Here is a 19465-nt window from a genome sequence, read left to right on the forward strand (position 1 = left end):
AAGTAGAAATTAAGGATAAACATGAAGTCTCCTTAATTTCTTTGAAATCAAACCAATGACTATAAAGCCCCCTGCGTACATAAGGAAGGTATAGAAGAAGTTCCAATCCTCATCGTAGGATAAGGTTTCTATTAGCAGGGCGAACCCTTCTAAACCAGCCATCCCGCCTATAAATACACTATATAACCAGATTGGTTTTATGTTTTTGTACACGTAAAAATAAGTAAACCAGGCTCCTGCGATCGTGAAAATACCTAAGTCCAGGAAAATGGAGTCTAACAGCATAACTCCTGGCATCGGGTGAACTTTCCATAAGCCTAAATGAATGCCGGCCTGGTTAAAAACGACGGCAATTAAAGCCGTAATAGGTGCAGTCGTATAAAAGATTTTGGGAGCTTTTCTATACAAATATATACCTGTGAACCAGGGAAGGACAAAGCCTATGATAATAATAAGAGTCAATTTCACCACCTCATGGTAGTATTTGGATTTGAAAGAGTTTTATTCAGTGGTGATTACTTTTTATTTTTGATTGGAAAAGATATGAAAGGGCAGCTGAAAAGCTGTTCTTTTTTCTATAGCTTAGGTTGATTTAACGGCGCAATGGGCTGGTCTGACGGCGCAATAGGCTGATCCGACAGCGCAATAGGGCGAGCTAGCAACCAAATTGTGGGGGCATGCCCAAACTCCGCTCGACTCGCACAAATCGCAGGTAAAAAATGAGCGCTTCAGTCACGAAGCGCTCGTTGTCTTTGACTCCCGGTCTGGGATAATTTTTTCCGGACATTTTCGTTTAACGCATCCATCTCTTCTATGAACTGTTCACTTGAAGCGATGATCCGTTCGGACGACTGCTCGGTCGTTTTCAGGGCTTCGAATACGTTATCGAAAGATTCCTGAAGAGCTTCCATACTGATTGCCGGATTCTCCATCATCTGTGTCGTTTCTTCGGCATTTTCCTTCAGATTCCTGGAGTTCGACAGCAGCATATTCTCGGTCGCTTTATTGACGCCATTCACCGTATCGATGACTTTTCGCTGATTGTTCAAAGCCAGCTGAATCGAAGCGGAGACAGTAATAATATTTTTTGTCAGCGTAACCGCATTACGAATCGATTCCTTCAGCTTTTCATTGTTTTTCTTGATAATATCCACAGAAGAAATGCTCTGGTGCAGGACACTCTTCATCTGGGTCATGTTCCTCGTACGCGTAATGATTTTCTCTTTTCCTTCTGTAAGTAGCGCGAGCTCGTATTCGCCCGTCGTTTCTTTTTCTTTCAAAAGCTCAAACAGCTTCTTCCCGAGATAAATTTGCTTGTCCAGCTCATAAATACGCTTCTGGGCATTTTCTTTAATCAGCTGCAATTCGACGCTGTCTTCTTCCAGGCGATCTTTCCCCGCCAGCAGACTGCGAACCAAGGTATCAATCTTCGAGTCGACTGTTTCATACTTTTTCATGTAGCGGTCGATGGGCTGCTTTTTGCTTAGTTTATAGAGAAACCTCTGGACGCCGTTCCCTTCGGTGCGCTTCGGATCTAGGTCTGACACGATCGCCTCGAGTTCACTCAGCGATTCGGGAATGTCGTTATTGCCCTTGGTCATGAGATCGTTCACCGGGCGCTTCAACGTTTCCATCGTCTCCCCGGCGACGCGCTGTTCCTTTTCTCCTAGATCCCCGAGTTCTCTCATCACTTCTGAAAGGGAGTCGTCTCTGGAAGATTTGAACCTTTCCGCGTAGGCTTCGGCCTCGTCGTTCAGGCGGTCGATATCTTCTTTTTCAATAAGCGTCATTGCTTCTCTCAGGTCCTGATCGTTCATTTCCGCTTCTTTGTCTCTGTGGATGGAATTTTCACTCATGTCCATACCCTCCTATTTGCCATTCGTAGGTTTCCGAGAAAGATCTTTTTTACTTCCGCGAGAAGAAGCTCTCGTCTTCCTTGTTGTACTTCGATGCAATAATCCCCTTGCTTCTGGCAAAATTCTGCGCATAACTTTCTTCTTCTTTTTGCTCCAGGGTTTCGATGAATTTACGCAAATCGTTCATCGTCTCCAATAGTTCACCTTTCCGGTTTTCCTTATTGTCATCCGACAATCGCTGAAACGACTCGATGAAGTCAGGAACGTCTTTGTCCATCATCGTTTCCAGGGCGTATTGATCTTCAATCTCGAGCTCTTCTATTCGTTTAAATTGCTTCACGGTCCGTTTTTTAAGAGATGCCCATTCTTTTTGCAGATCAAGGTGGTTCTCAAGAAACGGGAAGTCCCAGCCTGCAAGGATTGGTTCTCCAGGATGTTCCGAAGTTGTTTCCTCCCCGGATGGTTCCCGTTCAGCCACGTAGGAATCCAGATACGAAAATAAAACCTCCGAAAAATCACGTAATGTGTCTCCGAGTCCTTTTCTTCGTGTGAATTCTTCTTTAAAAAACGTAGGGAAAATAGCTTTATCTTCTTCATCAACTTCAAACCGGCCAAGCAGCATCGTTGGCGGTTTTCCGTATACCTCGATGGTACCTCGGAACATATTGGATTTTTTTGGAATAATTACAGTGAAAAAGACACCATTCCAAAACACATCCAAAATATATCTTTTGTCCATCTCTACCAGTTCCTTGATATCCAGATGGAAATAAACAGGGAGCTTCCCTTTACTGACCTGCTTCATTTCTCTCATGGTATTAAAATCGATATAGCGCTGGTATTCGGAGAGATACGGCATGAATGTTCTTTCCAAGTTCTCAAGCGTAGAAGAGTAGAAGTTGTCCATGCTTCGTCAGCCCCTTTTGAGTCCTTCCTTTTCCTCGACAAAATATTTCCATTATACTTCTAGAATACCACAAATCTGTGTTTAATATTAAGAAATACCTATGTGCTCTCCGCCGGAAAAAGGAGGGGGGGCATCCGCATTACCACACATATCTACTACCTCCGCTAACTCTTTATCCAAGTTGCTTTGAGAGTTTTGAATTGTTTTAGCCCAATCTTCTAATATTCATTTCCATGCTCTTTAATCTCAACAAGATCAAAGTTTGTTACTCTGGACGCACCCTATTACATTCGTGATTATGTGATTGAAGGCGTTAACAAACTATAGTATCATGAAAAAATATACATAATTTTCAATAAAATAAAAAATAGATTTTCTATGTTAGAGATCGAACAAATCTATTATAAAAATTACTTATATAAAAACATCCTGCAAGGAAAATTAACCATTGTCTTAGGCAAAGAGGAAGGGCATTTTGAAGAAGGAGACAGTATTTCTTTTAACAGCATGAGACCTCACCGCTACATCAATCCGACTAACGAAAAGGCGATTACTGTTTGGGCAATGACACCGCCAAGCTTTTAAAAAAACGAAGAGGTGAATAAATTGGATAACACGTTAATATCGTCGGACAATACGTGGGCGCTCTGGTCGTTTCTGACAGGGTGGGCTGCAATCAGTATTTATTTGGAGCAAAAGTACAAATGGGCATCGAAAATTTCCGGAGCAATCATTGCATTAATTGGCGCCATGGTATTAGCCAATTTAAATGTTATACCGCTTGAGTCTAGTGTGTATGATGCTGTATGGAATTATGTAGTACCGCTGGCGATTCCGTTACTTCTATTTCAGGCGAATATTAAGAAGGTTTGGCAGGAAAGCGGACGTATGCTGACTATTTTTCTGTTAAGCTCCATCGGTACGGTCACCGGAACCATTATCTCGTTTATGCTCTTAAAAGATGTGATTCCCCATCTGGATAAAATCGGTGCAATGATGGCAGGTTCCTATACCGGCGGTGGTGTAAACTTTGCAGCAATGGCCGCAAAATTCCAGACGCCAAGTGATCTTGTTTCGGCTACAGTGGTTGCAGACAATATGATGATGGCCACTTTCTTCTTTGTTTTGATGGCCATCCCGACATTTTCATTTTTCCGTGACAAATTCAAAACACCTCATATTGATGAGGTAGAATCGGGTGTGACTGGAGATGAGAGTGAAACGCAGGCAGCTTCTTTCTGGAAAGGAAAAGAAATATCATTAAAAGATATTGCTATCAGTGTGGCGAGTGCGTTTGCCCTTGTTACAGTATCCTTTAATCTCGCAGACTTTTTTGCTGGAGTCCTTCCTGGTGGTGAGGATGTAAACATCGTTTTTCAGGTGTTGGGTGGTATCATTGGCGATCGCTATCTGTTGCTTACGACACTTACAGTGCTGGTTGTTTCATTGTTTCCCAGACAATTCGAAAGCATTAAAGGTACACAGGAGATAGGGACGTTCTTGATTTATTTATTTTTTGTAGTCATCGGTGTACCAGCTTCTATCGCAATAGTAGTAACAACTTCACCTTTATTATTGGTATTTGTTTTAATTATTGTGCTGATGAATGTGCTATTCTCACTCGTTTTGGGTAAACTATTTAAATTTAATTTAGAAGAAACACTGCTTGCAAGTAACGCAAACATGGGAGGTCCGACAACAGCTGCAGCCATGGCCATTGCAAAAGGCTGGCATAAATTGATTGTGCCCATTCTTCTTGTGGGTACACTCGGGTATATAATTGGAAACTACATTGGTACAGGACTTGGGTTCTGGTTTCAGAGCCTAATGTAATTCAGGTGAAGTCCCGGGATTGTTAAGGTTTTCTAAGTTAGCCCATCTCCAAGAGTGGAGACATGATTGCAGCAATTCACCGATTTGAATTCTCTTACGAGGTCAGTAGTGGATGCTGACTCTCCGAAGAGCGTTATTCGCAGTGGAGGGAAGTCCACTTGTGGGAGAATGTCGATGATTTGGAGAATGGAGAATGACTGGGTACTATTGACAAAGTATTAAAAACGACCTGGTTGACCGTATTCAAAAGACAGCTTCTATCACGAAAGATTCTTTTTAATAAAATTCAGGAGATTCTGGATACTCAAGGAAAAGATATTGCAAATAAGGCACAGGATGTTAAAGAAGAATCGCAGGATATCGTTTCTACAGCTAAAGATGCAGAAGAAGAATTAAAAGATGTCGGCAATAAAATTAAGGAAGCTAAAGATGAGCTGACGGATTCTGCAGAGGATGAAATAGCAGCTGCCACAAGCGCGTCCGAACAAAAAGATGACGATGATAATACTGCTTCTACTGGTGCCACCAAAGGTCCAGTAAACTAACAATATAAGCAGCCAGGGGTGTCCCTTCTGGCTGCTTTTTTACGTGCAATATTCTCACATGGCTTTTAAAGTGGAAATGATGAGTCTTTTTTGTGAATCACGATGGACATAGCGAAAGACGCCTCAAGAGAATAATCGATGCTTGGGACATGGAGAAGGCGCGTTAGTGCTTTTGTTCTTGTTCTTCTAATGCATTCTCTTTAACGTATATAGAGACGGTACCGCTTTTCACACGGAACTGCCCGAAGCCGTCCTTTGTAATTTTTACGCGTGAGGGATGGTTACCTGTTATGTCTATCCAGATTTGTCCAGCGAGTTTTTTTCCGACATACATGCGTTTTTTTCCATCATCACCATTAGTCATGACTACGGCACACCCTGATCCTGGAAAGTCCGAGACGCCTTTTCTTACCCAACCAATCGTATTTCCATGATCAAAATAGTCTTTTTGGGCACCGTAAGCGTAATGGTATCTTGCATCTAAGATTGGATCAATCATATCTTTTTTACCTTGGATCGGATTTTCACCATTTATACCAATATAGTCTCCGTAAAATACGCATGGATAACCATCTTTACGAAGGAGGATGAGGGCATATGCCAAAGGTTTGAACCAGTCTTCCACCCAGGACTCCAAGGCTTCTTGAGGCTGCGAATCATGATTATCAACAAATGTCACTGCGTTCGTTGGATGAGTACCAACAAGGGTGTCTTCAAAAATTTGACTTAAATCATAATTACGACCAGCCAGTGAAGCCTCGTGAAAGTGATAATGAAGACTTACATCAAATATATCAATATCGTAATCTACATAGTTTAAGAAGTTTTGACATGCTTCTAGGTCTGGCTTCCAAAACTCCCCTACAAAATAAAAATTTTTTCCAAATTTCAAACGCATGGCATGAACAAAAACAGAGATGAAATTATGATTAATATGTTTAATCGCATCCAGCCGAAGTCCGTCGCATCTGGTTGTGTTAATAAACCATTCACCCCAGTAAAGCATTTCTGCTTGTACGGCTGGATGGTGGTAATCAATGTTAGCGAACATGAGATAATCATAGTTTCCAAATTCTTTATCAACATGTCTATTCCAGCGTTTGTTGTCTCCTAATATTTGAAAAACACCAATTCTATCTTCGTTGGCATCATAGTCCGTGCCGTTAAAATGGTAATGGGACCATTTAAAGGAGGAATGTTTCCCATTTCGTGCAGGGAATGAAAACTTTGTCCATCCATCAATTTCAAAGGGCTCAGAGACAACTCTATATCGATCATTAGGATCTACTTCGATCACTTCAAAGCGCTCCGTATCATCGGCACCGGCTTTATGATTCATGACAACATCTGAGTAAACTTGAATTCCTACATTTTTACAAGCGGCTATGCCATCTAAGAGTTCTTGCTTCGTTCCGTATTTCGTACGAACTGTACCCTTTTGCTCAAACTCGCCTAAGTCGTAACCATCATAAATTCCGTAGCCATTATCTTCCTGGCTTATACCCTTTGTTGCGGGTGGGATCCATAAAGCATCGATGCCACACTCTTTTATTTCACCTGCTAGCAGTGCTAGACGATTCCAGTGGTCACCGTCGTTAGCCAGGTGCCATTCAAAAAACTGCATCATGGTGTGATTACGCTCCATATTATCTTCCTCATTTCACTAATTTCTGTCTCTCTCATTTCCACTTATATGGCGCTTCCTTATATTCATAATAATTGGGACAATTTAAAAATAATAAACGAGCATGAGAATGCCACCAATTCGATGAGAATTCTTGAGGGGTGTTATTTGGAAAATAATGCGCGGGTAAATTCTACACTTAACCCTCTGTCTAAATCTCGCTCATATATTTCCTTAAGGGATCTCCGTATCGTATTCCAAATGTCCAGTACCTTATAATGGGTGTATCAACCTTGGACATCCTAACTCTTCAACTGCTGCATTTATTTAATCTGCTGATCCATTTGTATGTAGTGAGGGAGAAGCGATAAACTCATCGTCAAATCCTTGCAAGAGCTTAATGTCTCCATGACTATTAAAGGTTCTATGGTGAAAAGCACTTGAATATTTTTCCTGAAGGGCAAATCTATCGGTACCATAATGATGAAAAAGTGCCGTTTTAGCGCCCTAACGTATATGAAGGACAGAGGTTATATTTACCTCTTCCCAATATTGGATTTTTTCAAACGGGAAGCGCTCAAAAGGAACCCTTTTTAATAATCATTCCGTTAAATTTGCGGTGCTTTAATCGATCAATTAAGAGTATAAGTCTTACATATGAGATTTACTTGAACTTATTGATTGAAAGTTGTGGTTTTTACAAACGTAATGTCCACTAGCAAGAGCGAGTACCAGATTCTCTGTAATGCAAAAGTTTTTCCTCCAAACTTTAAATTACATATTCTCTATTCTCACTATATTCATCATGGGAGGAATGTTTAGAGATATCTTTATGCCTCCACTTGAAGCGTTTCTTTCAATTTTGTCCATGCTATGATTCCGGAAATAAACGGGAGGATAGCAACAAGTCCGATAGCCCAATTCACATTGATCATGTCTGCCAAAATTCCTGCAATTAACGCACCAAATGCGTATCCACTGTCTCTCCAAAATCGATAAATTCCCATGGATGTAGCACGCCATTCGGGATGAGCTACATCGCTTATGGAAGCTAGTATCGTAGGGTAAACCATGGCTGTTCCTATTCCTAGAAGGATAGCTCCTATGAGCCATAAAGGATAAGTGTCCACGATTAATATAAGCCATAAGGATAAAGCTTGAACAAACATCCCGGTTACGATCAGTTTTTTTCGTCCTATTTTATCGCTCCACACGCCGGTAAAGAGCTGGAATACTCCCCAGGCTGCAGGGTACACGGCGACCACTGTGCCGATCTGACCTACACTTAACCCGCCAGAAGCAAGAAATATCGGGAAAAGCCCCCACGCCATTCCATCTTTTAAGTTGGTTGCTAATCCAGCAAAGCTGTTGCTCGATAAATTAGGATTTTTCCATGAGGTACGTTTGAAGACTTCCCACGTCGAAACAGGATCGGATTCCTTCTTTTGCTGTTTTGCTTGTGCTTTCATATGCTGATCGGTATTTTGCACAATAAGGGATAGTATAAAGCCGATAATGACGAGTACAATTCCAATATAAAATGGTTCCGGGCTTAAAGAAAAAGTGGAGGCAACATAACCAGATACAGCTGCCATGATCGCTACACCTATATATCCAGCAAATTCGTTAAATCCAACGGCTAATCCTCTTTGGGTTGATTTGGCCAGATCCACTTTCATATTAACCGTCATGGACCAAGTAAGTGCCTGGTTAACACCCAAAAAGATGTTGGCGATAATAACGACCCACCAGGCGTGAGCGAAAATGACCATGATCGGAACAAATAATCCGATTCCCCAGCCAATAAGAAGAACTTGTTTTCTACCCATTCGATCGGCCAGATCACCTGCAAAGAAATTCATAACCGCTTTTGAAAAACCGAAGCTCACAATAAAAGATAGGGCAGCACTCATGGATGCTAATCCAAAACGTTCTTCTCCTAAAATAGGTAGAATGGTTCTCTCCAAACCTACCATTGAACCGACAAATAAATTAATGACCACTAATAGAATAAATTGAACCTGATTTTCTTTGACGCCCACTTGGGTTTGAGTCGTTTGATTGTGCATGATTAATCACCTCGTAAAAGAACCTGGCTTCAAGTTGTTAGTTGAATGGATGATAGCATGATTTATTTTCTTTTGTTAAGACTAATGCATTAATCTAAATGGATACTAAGTTCAGATATGAAGTAAAAGCTATCTTTGAGTTTATTTGGATTTGAAGAAATCTTGTTAACTCCATTTCCATAATCATCTAGTAGGGAAATTTATCCTTTTGTAGAATGTAATATAAAGGGAGGTTTCGGTATTATTCCAAGTATAAGAGTGAATGAACTATGAGGTTCAATTTTTTGTGGTGCGCAATATTAAATTATATAAAAAGTATAGGAAGGGGCGAGTCCTATGGAGCAGTCTTTTGAATACTCCAAGCATTTTAAAGAATACTTTATGGCAAATAGTAAAGCCTTCGAACAAACTCTATTATCGGAAGCAGAAAATGTTCAAGAGAAGATTGATGAAATCATGCGAGTGGGGAACATCGACCTCGTTAACAATGCGCATACCATAGTTGTATATATTATTAATGAAGAAGATGAATCTTTGAAGAAATTCGCTGAACAAGAGGGTGTAGCCTGGGCTACGCATTCTATTGATTTATCTTTCAAACTAGAATGGGTCCATTCTATTCGTAGAACGTTGTGGTTATTTATAGAAAAGTATTGTAAGGAAAACGAAAATCACCAATTGGAGGATTTCTTCCAGTTGGAAACCGAAATTAACAATCGTGTAGATGACTTTTTGAATACCTTCTTCATTCGTTATTCCACTTATAAGGATTCACTAATTAAGTCCCAGCAACAATTGGTCAAAAATCTATCTGTACCCATTATCCCTATTAACCATTCAATCTTTGTACTTCCTCTCATCGGTACAATGGATACTAAGCGTATAGAGATTATTCAGGAAAAAGTGTTAACAAAAGTTTCTGAATTGAATATATCCACGTTAATACTGGATTTATCCGGAGTCGCAGTAATGGATCAAGAAGCGATCATCGACTTAAAGAAGAGTATTGATGGGATAAATATGATGGGCTGTAAGACGGTCATTACTGGTTTAAGGAAAGAAATCGTGCAAGAGGTATTGAATACTGGACTTGCTTTCAATCGTGAGACAGAAACCTTAGCTACCTTGCAGCAAGCTTTAAGTAAGTATTTCATTACTTAATTGAATCGATAAATGAGAATCACTCATTTTTTGATATTGGTCAGAAATATAATAGATATCACGGATCCGGTTGTTACATGGGGGACTGGTCTATAAGAAAATGATTAACGTCATCTCATTATTTATTTTTGCAATGATTACGTGGAGGTATTCAAGGGACCTTTGTAGAAGAGGCAGCTCAGACCTCCAGTCACATAATTGATGTAATGGTAAAGTGTATAAAGGTATGGGAAGGAAAAGTCAGATGTGGCCCTAGCTTCGACTTGTTTTTCCTATTTTACAAAGCAAGAGCCTAACCTTATGTCTAAGGTCAAGCTCTTTTTTTGAAGTAAAATAAACAGTAACATGAATGTTGGTGAAAAAAGTTCTGATTTTATGTAGATGTTTGTCATTAAATGTTCTACAATGGAAAAACAGGTTTGGTTTTCCAATACTTAGTAAGCCGTCACGGCCTGTACCCCACTCTATGAGTGGGGGTTAATCTTGGTTTCCCTCACTTTCCCAGAGTGAGGGTTTTTCTTTGCGCAGTTTTTCCAACTTATTTAATAAGCAATCTAGTTGTTGAGAAATAATCAAAATATCTCGAAAGTCGGCTTCATTCATATAAGCTGAGTACATCTTTTCTCTTGTTTCTTCAATTTTATTTTCCAAATATTTTTTACTGACATTATCCTCCTCCAATTAACTGATAGAACTTAGCCACCAGCAAGATAAGATAAATTATACCATGTAGAATTTCGATGGAAATGGTTATTACTCCTCAATTGTCTGGTTAATAAATTGCTGATTGTGGAATCGAAAATTTGTAGCACCTATGGATTTAGTAACTGTTTCTCCAAATCTACTTTCAATTGGTTAATAAGTTACTTAGCTAGATAGAAGCGTGCAGCGAATGTGGGCAGGCTGCAAAAAGACCTATCGAGATTAGCTGTGGATGGGTGGCATGATGTCATTAACCTTCCTAACCCCTTGGATGCATATACTTTTCATTTATATACCAATAAACGCTAATAGAAGAGCTTCTTAAGAGTGACTATGGCCCGATAAGAAGCCCTTTTGCATATAAATTATTCTTTTCGATACCTCAAAAACTTCACAATCTCCATCATAATCACAGCTCCAAGAGCGAGAGAAGTCGCAATAAGCCATTCTGTTATACCAAATTCGGGTGGGATGTGAAATACATCGCGAGCGAACGGTAAGACGGTAATGCCGTATAAGACAAATCCAAGGGCAACCGCCCCGACCACGTATTTGTTACTAAACAACCCAATGCTGATGGCTGATTTCGTATTGGATCGTGTGGCGAATGTCTGGAGCGTTCTGGATAGGATTAAGGTGGTAAAGGCCATCGCCACGCCCATTTCATTGGAATGGCTTAAGCCGATATAGAAGGAACTTGTTACAGCAATCGCAATTAATATGCCTCTTGTTAAGACGGCTTGGATCGTTTTTCTATCAAAAATTCCTTCATCAATAGGGCGTGGTTTTCGTTTCATGACGTTTGGTTCAGATTTCTCTACTCCTAACGCAATGGCAGGAAGCGAGTCGTTGACTAGGTTAATGAATAACAGCTGCAAGGCAGTGAATGGGTTTGGCAGGTTAAAGATTACGGCATATAAAATTGTAAGGATGGCTCCTAAATTCCCTGCAAATAAGTAGCTGATTGACTTCTTGATGTTATCGAATACAGTACGTCCAACTTGTACGGCATTGACGATGGAGACGAAATTATCATCGGTTAAAATCATGGCGGAGGCATCTTTGGCAACATCGGTACCACTTCCCATGGCAATCCCTATGTCTGCTTGCTTGAGAGCGGGGGCATCGTTAACACCGTCACCAGTCATCGCTGTAACAGCGTTGCGATTTTGCAAGGATCGGACAATGCGTATTTTGTTTTCTGGTGATACCCGGGCATATACTGCAATCTTGTCTAACTTCTGTTCTAATTCCTCCGCTGACATGTGATCCAGTTCTTTTCCAGTAACAGCAAGATCCTCTTCCTTCATTAAGCCGATTTCTCGTCCAATCGCTTGAGCCGTTGTTTTGTGATCGCCGGTAATCATAATGGGTCGAATACCCGCTTGTTTGGCTTGGGCAATAGAATGAAAGACCTCTTCCCGTGGAGGGTCCATCATTGCCGTTAAACCGACCAATACAAAGTCCTGCTCATCGTCATGAATGATGTCCTCTGTTCCGTCTGGTAACGGTTTGTAACCGAGTGCTAATACACGGAGGGCCTGATTTGAAAAATCCTCATTTGCTTTTTTGAAACGATCGAGCATATCCTCTGTTAAAGCCTGTTCTTCTCCATTTACTAACGCGTAGCTTGCGCGGTCGAACATCACATCAGGGCCACCCTTGGTCAGCATCAGAGTATGATTATCCATCTGATGGACTGTGGACATCAACTTGCGATCAGAATCAAATGGTAATTCTGCTATACGTGGATAAAGGTTTTGTATTTGTTCATATCCAGCTGTATGCTTGTTAGCGAAATGAATGAGGGCAATCTCTGTCGGATCTCCTACTTCTTGCTTATCCTGATTGATATACGAGTCATTACAAAGGGTGCCGATTTGCACAAACAATTGCTCTGCTTTATCCCAATTCACATCGTCTTCAGGTAAGCTCTCCCTTGGATGTAAAGGTAAGAAGTAATCAGTGACCGTCATTTTATTTTGCGTTAAGGTTCCCGTCTTGTCTGTACATATAATACTTGTCGAACCTAATGTCTCTACAGCAGGAAGTTTACGGATGATGGCATGTTGCTTTGCCATTTTATTTGTTCCAACAGAGAGGACGATCGTGACTGAGTGGGCTACAATTTTCAAAGAAAAAAAGAATATAAGTTTGCAATTTATTGGTACGAATTAGCGACGACTATAGAAGACGACCCTGATAAATGGAGCTTTACTTATCCTGCTTATTCCACATGGTATCCTCATTTACAGTTATGCGTTTGTTATTATAACCTTTCTAATTTCCCAAAATCATACGAACATAATGAATTAGCTAGAACCTATCGCCCTCAAGATGAAAGGGTGCTCTTCAATAAAGATCTACTCGAGAAGAAATTAGGGTTAAATCAAACAAGTCAAACAGTGGAGCAGCCACAGGATGAATCTCCATCATAATAGAGGTACATCTCTTATTTTTGGCTTGAAATATTCCCATAGAATAGTTGTTTTATTATTATATTACTGAATGGGTGTGAATAGAGCGGATGGGTAATAAACCTAAAGTGTTTATCTTCGTTAAGCCTGGGCTTGATACTTTTGTGAGAGATGTGGCAACCTCTTTATCGAGTAGCTTTAATGTAAAAATAATTTATGTCACTACAAACCTGAAAGATATCGATCATTATATGAAGGCAGCTGACTTGTGCTGGTTTGAATGGTGTGATGATCTGATGATTTACGGAAGTAAGACAGCTATAGCTAAACACAAAAAGATAATTTGTCGAATCCATAGTTATGAAGTCTTTACGAGTTATTTGAAAAAAGTGAATTGGAAATCAGTCGATAAGGTAGTATTTGTATCGGATCACATAAGAGAATATGCATTAGCAGAAACACCCAGCCTTGTTAAAGATCAAACTACGGTAATTCCAAATGGTATCAAAGTAAATGAGCTAAGTTTTAAAGAAAGAACTAAAGGCTTTAATATTGCCTATGTAGGTTATTTGAACTTTAAAAAAGGTCCCATGCTTTTACTTCACGCCTTCCATGCTATTTATGAAAAGGATAGTAACTATAAACTATTTATTGCAGGTAACTTTCAAGAACCAAGATATAAACTTTATTTTAACCAAATGATAGAAAAATTTGGGCTTCAAGACAATGTTATCGTTGAAGGTTGGCAGTCAGATATCAATCACTGGTTAGAAGACAAACAATACATTCTTAGTTCAAGTTTACTGGAGAGTCAGCATTTATCTGTAATGGAAGCCATGGCTAAAGGAATTAAGCCTTTAGTTCATAATTTTGTGGGCGCAGGCACCATCTATCCTGAAGAGTTTATTTGGAGTACATTTGATGATTTAACAAGTATGATTGAAAAAGGAAGTTATAACTCTTTAAATTACAGGCGATTTGTGGAAAGGAATTACGAGTTCTCCTCTCAAATTACCAAAGTCCATGACTTGTTAGAAGAGAAAATTGCTCAAAAGAACATCTACTCCATTTATTTTAACGGAAAACAAACCCAGTTTTTACTTCCCAACTCTACAGATCATATTCAAAGAATTATCGCTAACCATCAAGTTTTTTATGAAGAATCCATGTTAATGGATATAAAAAACAGAGTTCCGGAAGATAGTGTTATCATTGATGTAGGAGCCTATATAGGAAATCATTCTACGTTTTTTGCACAGCATTGTCAGGCCAGCGTTTTCTCTATCGAACCCAATCGTGAAGCATTTGATTTATTAGAAAAAAATGTTCAGTTAAACGGTTTAGAGAATAAAACAACTTTACTCAACATTGGGGTAGGGAAAAAGCTGGGTAAAGGATCGATAGTAGGCGGTTCAGAAGACAACATGGGGATGAGTCAATTAAAAGGTGACTTTGAAGGTGATGTAGTGATTGAGACGATCGATCATTTGTTTAGTGAGTTAAAAAGAGTGGATGTAATAAAAATTGATGTGGAAGGAATGGAGATGGACGTGTTGCAAGGGGCGGAGCATACATTAAAAAAACACAAACCTCTACTCTATATTGAAACAACAACCGATGATAAACTGCATCTTATATATAGTTTTTTAGAAAAATTTAACTATAAATCACTAAAACAATTCAACGCTACCCCAACAACTTTATTTGTGTAATTATTTTTAAAGTGTGTATTTGTCCTCTATGAGCTTAATTTGTTTAGATACTCCTTATGTAGGAAAACGTGGATGTTTTCAAATATTATGATCATTATACTTGAAACTATGTAAGCCCAGGGCCGGTCGGTATTATACGAGAATGCTTGAACCCTTTTCTTATCAGGGGAGGATGAGGGAAGAAGACAGCTTTCAAAAAGAGAATACTTTAGCGTGGATGATTAAGCCATTTATTAAGCACTTTTTAATTTTACACCGTTATTTTCGAGCAATTCCTACAAGGGGTTCGAAAAACTTACTTCTTCATTAATACAATCTATCGGGGCAGGAGCTTTAATTACTAGTATTTCTCAAGAAAATAATAAAATATATAACAGTTCTTTTTTAGGGTGGTGTTTCGGCATGAGTGAAAGCAAAAACGGAAAGATTATTTCTCTTTTCCCTGTTCACAAGGTGAGAAAGGTAAACACAACTTCCGCGAAACAAGTAATGAAAGAGGCAGACGATTTCCTTGCTGAACTGGATGGGTTTTTAGCAGAACGAAAGAAAAAGAAACAAGAGGAATAGCAAATACTTTAGGCTTAATTCCTTTCATTTTAATTATTCTGTTTCTTCCTAACATCGCTTCAGATGTGATACACCCCAAGCCCTGTCCAAGCAAAGTTTTATAGCATTGAAAGCCTAATATGGCTAGAATTTAACATTAAAATTAGTAAGCTCTTCAAAAGTTTAGAGAACTTTTGAAGAGCTTATTTTCATCTGCAGGAGGTACTTTTTTTGGATTTCTAAACAATCTTTTTTTCTCAGCTAAATAAGAATGATTAGAATTGAAGTTCACTATTAGGTAAACTGTAAAACTGCAGCCCCGAGCTAAAACAAAAAACGAGCAGCTCCTTTTATAAAGGAACTGCCCGATTTAGAATTTAGTTTTCGTTTATTTCCGTTTTCAGCTTGCTGAGAGGCTGCGGTGGGCAAGCCTTCTGCGTGAGTCGGGAAACTATGATGATGGTGAGTAGTCCACATACCATCGCGAGCGTACGGAATGGGAAAAGTACGACGCCGTCTTCGATCATTGGATACGGAAGAAATGCGGGTAATCCGAGAGCTGGTTCGCCTCCTCCTAAACGAAGGAAGAAGGAAACGGAAAGTCCTGCAATCGCTCCGTATGTGTTTGCTTTTTTATCAAACAACGCTGTCGTCAGCTGAGGGAATAACATACAGTAGACGAGGTCGGCACAGAGATACCAGAGTGTATATACGCTATCGATATTCAATGCGACAATGGTTGCTGAGAGTCCAATAATGATAATAGAAACACGGATCGTACGCGTAATGTCCCTTCCAGTCGCTTTTGGTTTCACAAGCGGACGGTAAATGTTCCATGCTGCCATGGAGGATGCGGAAAGGATGGAAGAGTCCATCGATGACATGACCGCTGCTGCTACAGCACCGAGCGCGACAATAGAAATGACATAAGGTGACATATAGTTGATGACGTAAGCGAGAATCTCGGAAGAGGCGCCAGGGCCTTCGATTCCGTAGCTCGCCCAGTCAGCAGAGAAACCTGCGACACCGATCATAACAGCTGGTACGGCGAGAACAATACATAGGACACCGGCTGCAATCGAGAGCCACATCGCTGTATTTTCATTTTTCGAGGAAAGAACCCTTTGGAAGTAAACCTGCCAAGGAATACCCCCGAAGATGAGCAGCAATGCATAGTCCCACCAGTTCCAATAATGATTTCCCCAGTCCGGATGATTCCAGCCATCAAGTGGCGGGAGCATATTTGTAAACCCGGCCATGCCTTCTGTGTAAGCTCCCCATGCTTGACTGAGGCCCCCGACTTCAGAGAGTGCAAAAGGAACGACAAGGAATAGACCAATGATAATCATGATGATTTGAGCTACGTCGGTGAGAGCGACGGACCACATACCGCCGACAAATGTGTATGCGATGGCAATAATGGCAGAAATGATGATGGATGTGTTGAAGTCCAGTCCTAGAATCAGGCCGAACGTGGTTCCGAGAGCCACAAGAATTGCAGCACTCCAGAATAGTTCACCTAAGAGTGCGGGAAGGTAAAGAACCCCTGCCACTTTTTTTCCGAAACGGACTTCCAGTGGGTCGAGCATGGTCGTGAACTCGTACCTTCTCATTTTACGGGCGTAAAAAATACCGCCGATGATCAGGCTGCATCCGTATCCCCATGGTGCCTGTGCCCAGACAATGCCTGAGGCGAACGTTGTCTCCGCTGTCCCAGCAATATATCCTCCGCCGACCCATGTTGCGGTCATCGTGAACATCGCGACCCATAGCGGCATGGACCTGCCGGCGACCATCATATCTTCCGCGCTGTCCGATTTCTTATTAGCGGAAACGGAGCCAATGTAGAAGATGATCGCATAGGAGATGAACATGAAAATTAATGCTCCCCAATTGACATCGTTACCTGTAAGTGCAACGTACAGGGAAACGATGGCGAGTAACCCTAAAAATCCTAATAATCCTGCCTTTTCAACGTTCGTATTCTGCTTTTTTTCAGTCTGCTTCTTTTCTTGCTCTTCAGATGACTGCGGTTGCACGCTATCACTCCTTATTAATTTATAGGTTTAGTTATAGATCTGCTTGAAAGACAAACAGATCATATTTTTAAAAAGTAACGCTTGTAACAGAACCGGTTCATGTTAAATGGTTTAAAACGTTTAATAATTATTAAACACTGCCATCTATTACCTTAACGTAGAATGATAGTTTGTCAACTCGCTTCACAGGGGAAATTATGGTTCAGACAAATAGCGCCAAGACGTGAGCCGATATATAAAAAGTGCGTAAGGAACGGTTCTGAATGCATCTTTTAATTTGGGAGTAAGGAGAAACAGTCCTATTTATGGTTTAGGGTCGAGTTTTAAGGTTATAGAATCTAGGTAAGTTATGCTTCGTCAGGTTCAGTCCCCTTCTATTAAAAAACGCGGGAACCAGAGATTATTTTCTCTCTATGAAACTTGTTTTTCCCGCTAAAGGTACTCCCCCTTATCTGAAAAGAGAACGAAGTACAGCTGTTTACAACTTCAAAACCTTTTGCTAACATATGAATTGTTCAAATCGTTTAAAAAAAATTAAATAAAATAAACAAAACGAATGAGGAGGTACGATTTATGAAACAAATGTACATCAATGGCCAATGGGTAGATGCTCAATCAGGTAACACAAAAGACATCATTAATCCGTACAACCAGAAAGTCGTTGAGACAGTAGCTGATGGAAACGCTGATGATGCGGAGCTCGCCATCGCTGCAGCAAGAGAAGCTTTTGACCATGGAGAGTGGAAAGAGACTCCTGGAGCGGAGCGCGGACAAAAAGTTCTCCGCATTGCAGAGTTGATCGAACGGGATAAGGAAGAACTGGCTAAACTCGAAACGCTCGATACCGGGAAAACAGTGGAAGAGAGCCGTGCGGACATGGACGATATCGCAGGCGTGTTCCGTTACTTTGCAGGTCTGGCAGACAAAGAAGGTGGCGAAGTGATCGAATCGCCGATCCCGGACAGTCAGAGTAAAGTCGTCCGCGAACCGGTCGGAGTGTGCGGTCAAATTACCCCTTGGAACTATCCGTTGCTTCAAGCCGCATGGAAAATCGCGCCGGCTTTGGCCGCAGGAAACACGATCGTGATCAAGCCCAGCGAAATCACTCCGCTTACGACGGTGAAAGTGACGGAGCTGATGGAAGAAGCAAGCTTCCCTAAAGGAGTGGTCAATCTCGTACTAGGCGATGGTGCAACCGTAGGGAACGAACTGGCAGAAAGTAACCATGTCGACTTGATTTCTTTCACTGGCGGTATTGAAACAGGAAAGAAAATCATGCAGACCGCGAGCAGCAATGTGAAGAATATAGCGCTTGAGCTTGGCGGGAAGAACCCGAACGTCGTATTCGCGGATGCGGATTTTGAAACGGCTGTCGATCAGGCACTAAACGCAGCCTTTTTCCATGCTGGACAGGTTTGTTCTGCAGGAGCAAGATTGATCCTAGAAGATTCCATTCACGACCGTTTTGTGGAGGAACTTAAGAAGCGAGCGAAACGAATTAAGTTAGGAGACGGTTTCAAAGAGGACACACAATCCGGACCGCTCATCTCTGCTGAGCATCGTGATAAAGTCGAAAGTTATGTAGAGATCGGGAAGCAGGAAGGTGCAAATCTGCTTGTCGGAGGCGCACGCCCGGACGATCCAGAGCTGCAAGACGGATTTTTCTACCTGCCGACGATTTTCACCGAGTGTACTTCTAATATGAGAATTGTCCAGGAGGAAGTGTTCGGCCCAGTTCTGAGCATCGAGCGTTTCCAAACCGAAGAAGAAGCGGTGAACTTGGCGAATGATTCGATTTACGGACTTGCTGGTGCAGTGTTTACGACAGATATCGATAAAGCAGAACGTGCGGCAAGTAAGATGCGCATGGGTACCGTTTGGATCAATGATTTCCACCCATACTTTGCTCAGGCACCGTGGGGCGGATACAAACAATCCGGTATCGGCCGTGAGCTCGGTAAACCAGGTCTGGAAGAATATACAGAAACGAAACACATTTTCCGTAACGTGAAGCCTGAACCGATCCACTGGTTCAAGTAACTCGTCGGGATGAA

General features: G+C 40.9%; 14 protein-coding genes and 4 pseudogenes. 8 read left to right on the top strand and 10 right to left on the bottom strand.

Annotated features, from left to right (window positions below; genetic code table 11):
- Positions 1–9: 9 nt before the first annotated feature.
- The 3 genes from ACTWPM_RS17940 to ACTWPM_RS17950 form a co-directional block, all read right to left on the bottom strand.
- Positions 10–468 (bottom strand): hypothetical protein, encoded by a 459-nt coding sequence (locus ACTWPM_RS17940; RefSeq protein ID WP_443134361.1) that lies wholly within the window; start codon positions 466–468, stop codon positions 10–12.
- 260 nt (positions 469–728) lie between these two features.
- Entirely contained in the window at positions 729–1856 is a 1128-nt protein-coding gene (locus tag ACTWPM_RS17945) for a toxic anion resistance protein (protein WP_443134362.1), read from the bottom strand.
- A gap of 49 nt (positions 1857–1905) precedes the next feature.
- Positions 1906–2763 carry a hypothetical protein gene (locus ACTWPM_RS17950; RefSeq protein ID WP_443134363.1) on the bottom strand — a complete coding sequence of 286 codons (858 nt, stop codon included), beginning with the start codon at positions 2761–2763 and terminating at the stop codon, positions 1906–1908.
- Between the two features lie 378 nt (positions 2764–3141).
- Here ACTWPM_RS17950 and ACTWPM_RS17955 point away from each other — a divergent pair, with 378 nt between their 5' ends.
- The 3 genes from ACTWPM_RS17955 (at position 3142) to ACTWPM_RS17965 (ending at position 5141) form a co-directional block, all read left to right on the top strand.
- Positions 3142–3348: a cupin domain-containing protein gene (locus tag ACTWPM_RS17955; RefSeq protein WP_443134364.1), complete on the top strand. Its 207-nt coding sequence runs from the start codon at positions 3142–3144 to the stop codon at positions 3346–3348.
- 21 nt (positions 3349–3369) lie between these two features.
- Positions 3370–4596, top strand: a complete 1227-nt coding sequence (locus ACTWPM_RS17960) for a DUF819 family protein (RefSeq protein WP_443134365.1) — start codon at positions 3370–3372, stop codon at positions 4594–4596.
- Positions 4597–4829: 233 nt separating this feature from the next.
- Positions 4830–5141 carry a hypothetical protein gene (locus tag ACTWPM_RS17965; RefSeq protein WP_443134366.1) on the top strand — a complete coding sequence of 104 codons (312 nt, stop codon included), beginning with the start codon at positions 4830–4832 and terminating at the stop codon, positions 5139–5141.
- Between the two features lie 163 nt (positions 5142–5304).
- Here ACTWPM_RS17965 and ACTWPM_RS17970 read toward each other — a convergent pair whose 3' ends face one another.
- The 4 genes and pseudogenes from ACTWPM_RS17970 to ACTWPM_RS17985 form a co-directional block, all read right to left on the bottom strand.
- The gene (locus ACTWPM_RS17970; RefSeq protein WP_443134367.1) at positions 5305–6786 is read right to left on the bottom strand and encodes an alpha-amylase; all 1482 of its coding nucleotides are present in this window, start codon (positions 6784–6786) and stop codon (positions 5305–5307) included.
- Positions 6787–6820: 34 nt separating this feature from the next.
- Positions 6821–6943 (bottom strand): annotated as a pseudogene (locus ACTWPM_RS17975) (homoserine O-succinyltransferase); the annotation flags it as partial.
- 149 nt (positions 6944–7092) lie between these two features.
- Positions 7093–7260, bottom strand: a pseudogene (locus ACTWPM_RS17980) (homoserine O-succinyltransferase); the annotation flags it as partial.
- A 335-nt stretch (positions 7261–7595) separates the two neighbouring features.
- Entirely contained in the window at positions 7596–8834 is a 1239-nt protein-coding gene (locus ACTWPM_RS17985) for an MFS transporter (RefSeq protein ID WP_443134368.1), read from the bottom strand.
- A gap of 336 nt (positions 8835–9170) precedes the next feature.
- Between ACTWPM_RS17985 and ACTWPM_RS17990 the strand changes: the two genes are divergently transcribed.
- Complete coding sequence (locus ACTWPM_RS17990) at positions 9171–9995, top strand: STAS domain-containing protein (RefSeq protein ID WP_443134369.1); 825 nt, start codon at positions 9171–9173, stop codon at positions 9993–9995.
- 477 nt (positions 9996–10472) lie between these two features.
- Here ACTWPM_RS17990 and ACTWPM_RS17995 read toward each other — a convergent pair whose 3' ends face one another.
- A complete protein-coding gene (locus ACTWPM_RS17995; RefSeq protein ID WP_443134387.1) occupies positions 10473–10613 on the bottom strand; it encodes a Spo0E family sporulation regulatory protein-aspartic acid phosphatase in 141 nt (46 codons plus the stop codon).
- Positions 10614–11062: 449 nt separating this feature from the next.
- Positions 11063–12811 (bottom strand): annotated as a pseudogene (locus ACTWPM_RS18000) (cation-translocating P-type ATPase); the annotation flags it as partial.
- 3 nt (positions 12812–12814) lie between these two features.
- Between ACTWPM_RS18000 and ACTWPM_RS18005 the strand changes: the two are divergent.
- The 3 genes and pseudogenes from ACTWPM_RS18005 to ACTWPM_RS18015 form a co-directional block, all read left to right on the top strand.
- Positions 12815–13135: pseudogene (locus tag ACTWPM_RS18005) on the top strand (glycosyl transferase); the annotation flags it as partial.
- 89 nt (positions 13136–13224) lie between these two features.
- Complete coding sequence (locus ACTWPM_RS18010; protein ID WP_443134370.1) at positions 13225–14826, top strand: FkbM family methyltransferase; 1602 nt, start codon at positions 13225–13227, stop codon at positions 14824–14826.
- A 402-nt stretch (positions 14827–15228) separates the two neighbouring features.
- Positions 15229–15393: a hypothetical protein gene (locus ACTWPM_RS18015; protein WP_443134371.1), complete on the top strand. Its 165-nt coding sequence runs from the start codon at positions 15229–15231 to the stop codon at positions 15391–15393.
- Between the two features lie 356 nt (positions 15394–15749).
- On the opposite strand, the gene ACTWPM_RS18020 is transcribed toward ACTWPM_RS18015, so the two are convergent.
- Positions 15750–17411 carry a sodium:solute symporter family protein gene (locus tag ACTWPM_RS18020; protein WP_443134372.1) on the bottom strand — a complete coding sequence of 554 codons (1662 nt, stop codon included), beginning with the start codon at positions 17409–17411 and terminating at the stop codon, positions 15750–15752.
- Positions 17412–17984: 573 nt separating this feature from the next.
- Here ACTWPM_RS18020 and betB point away from each other — a divergent pair.
- Complete coding sequence (betB, locus tag ACTWPM_RS18025) at positions 17985–19451, top strand: betaine-aldehyde dehydrogenase (RefSeq protein ID WP_443134373.1); 1467 nt, start codon at positions 17985–17987, stop codon at positions 19449–19451.
- The last annotated feature ends 14 nt before the right edge of the window (positions 19452–19465 follow it).

The sequence above is a fragment of the Halobacillus sp. K22 genome (assembly GCF_052246795.1).
GTDB lineage: Bacteria > Bacillota > Bacilli > Bacillales > Halobacillaceae > Halobacillus.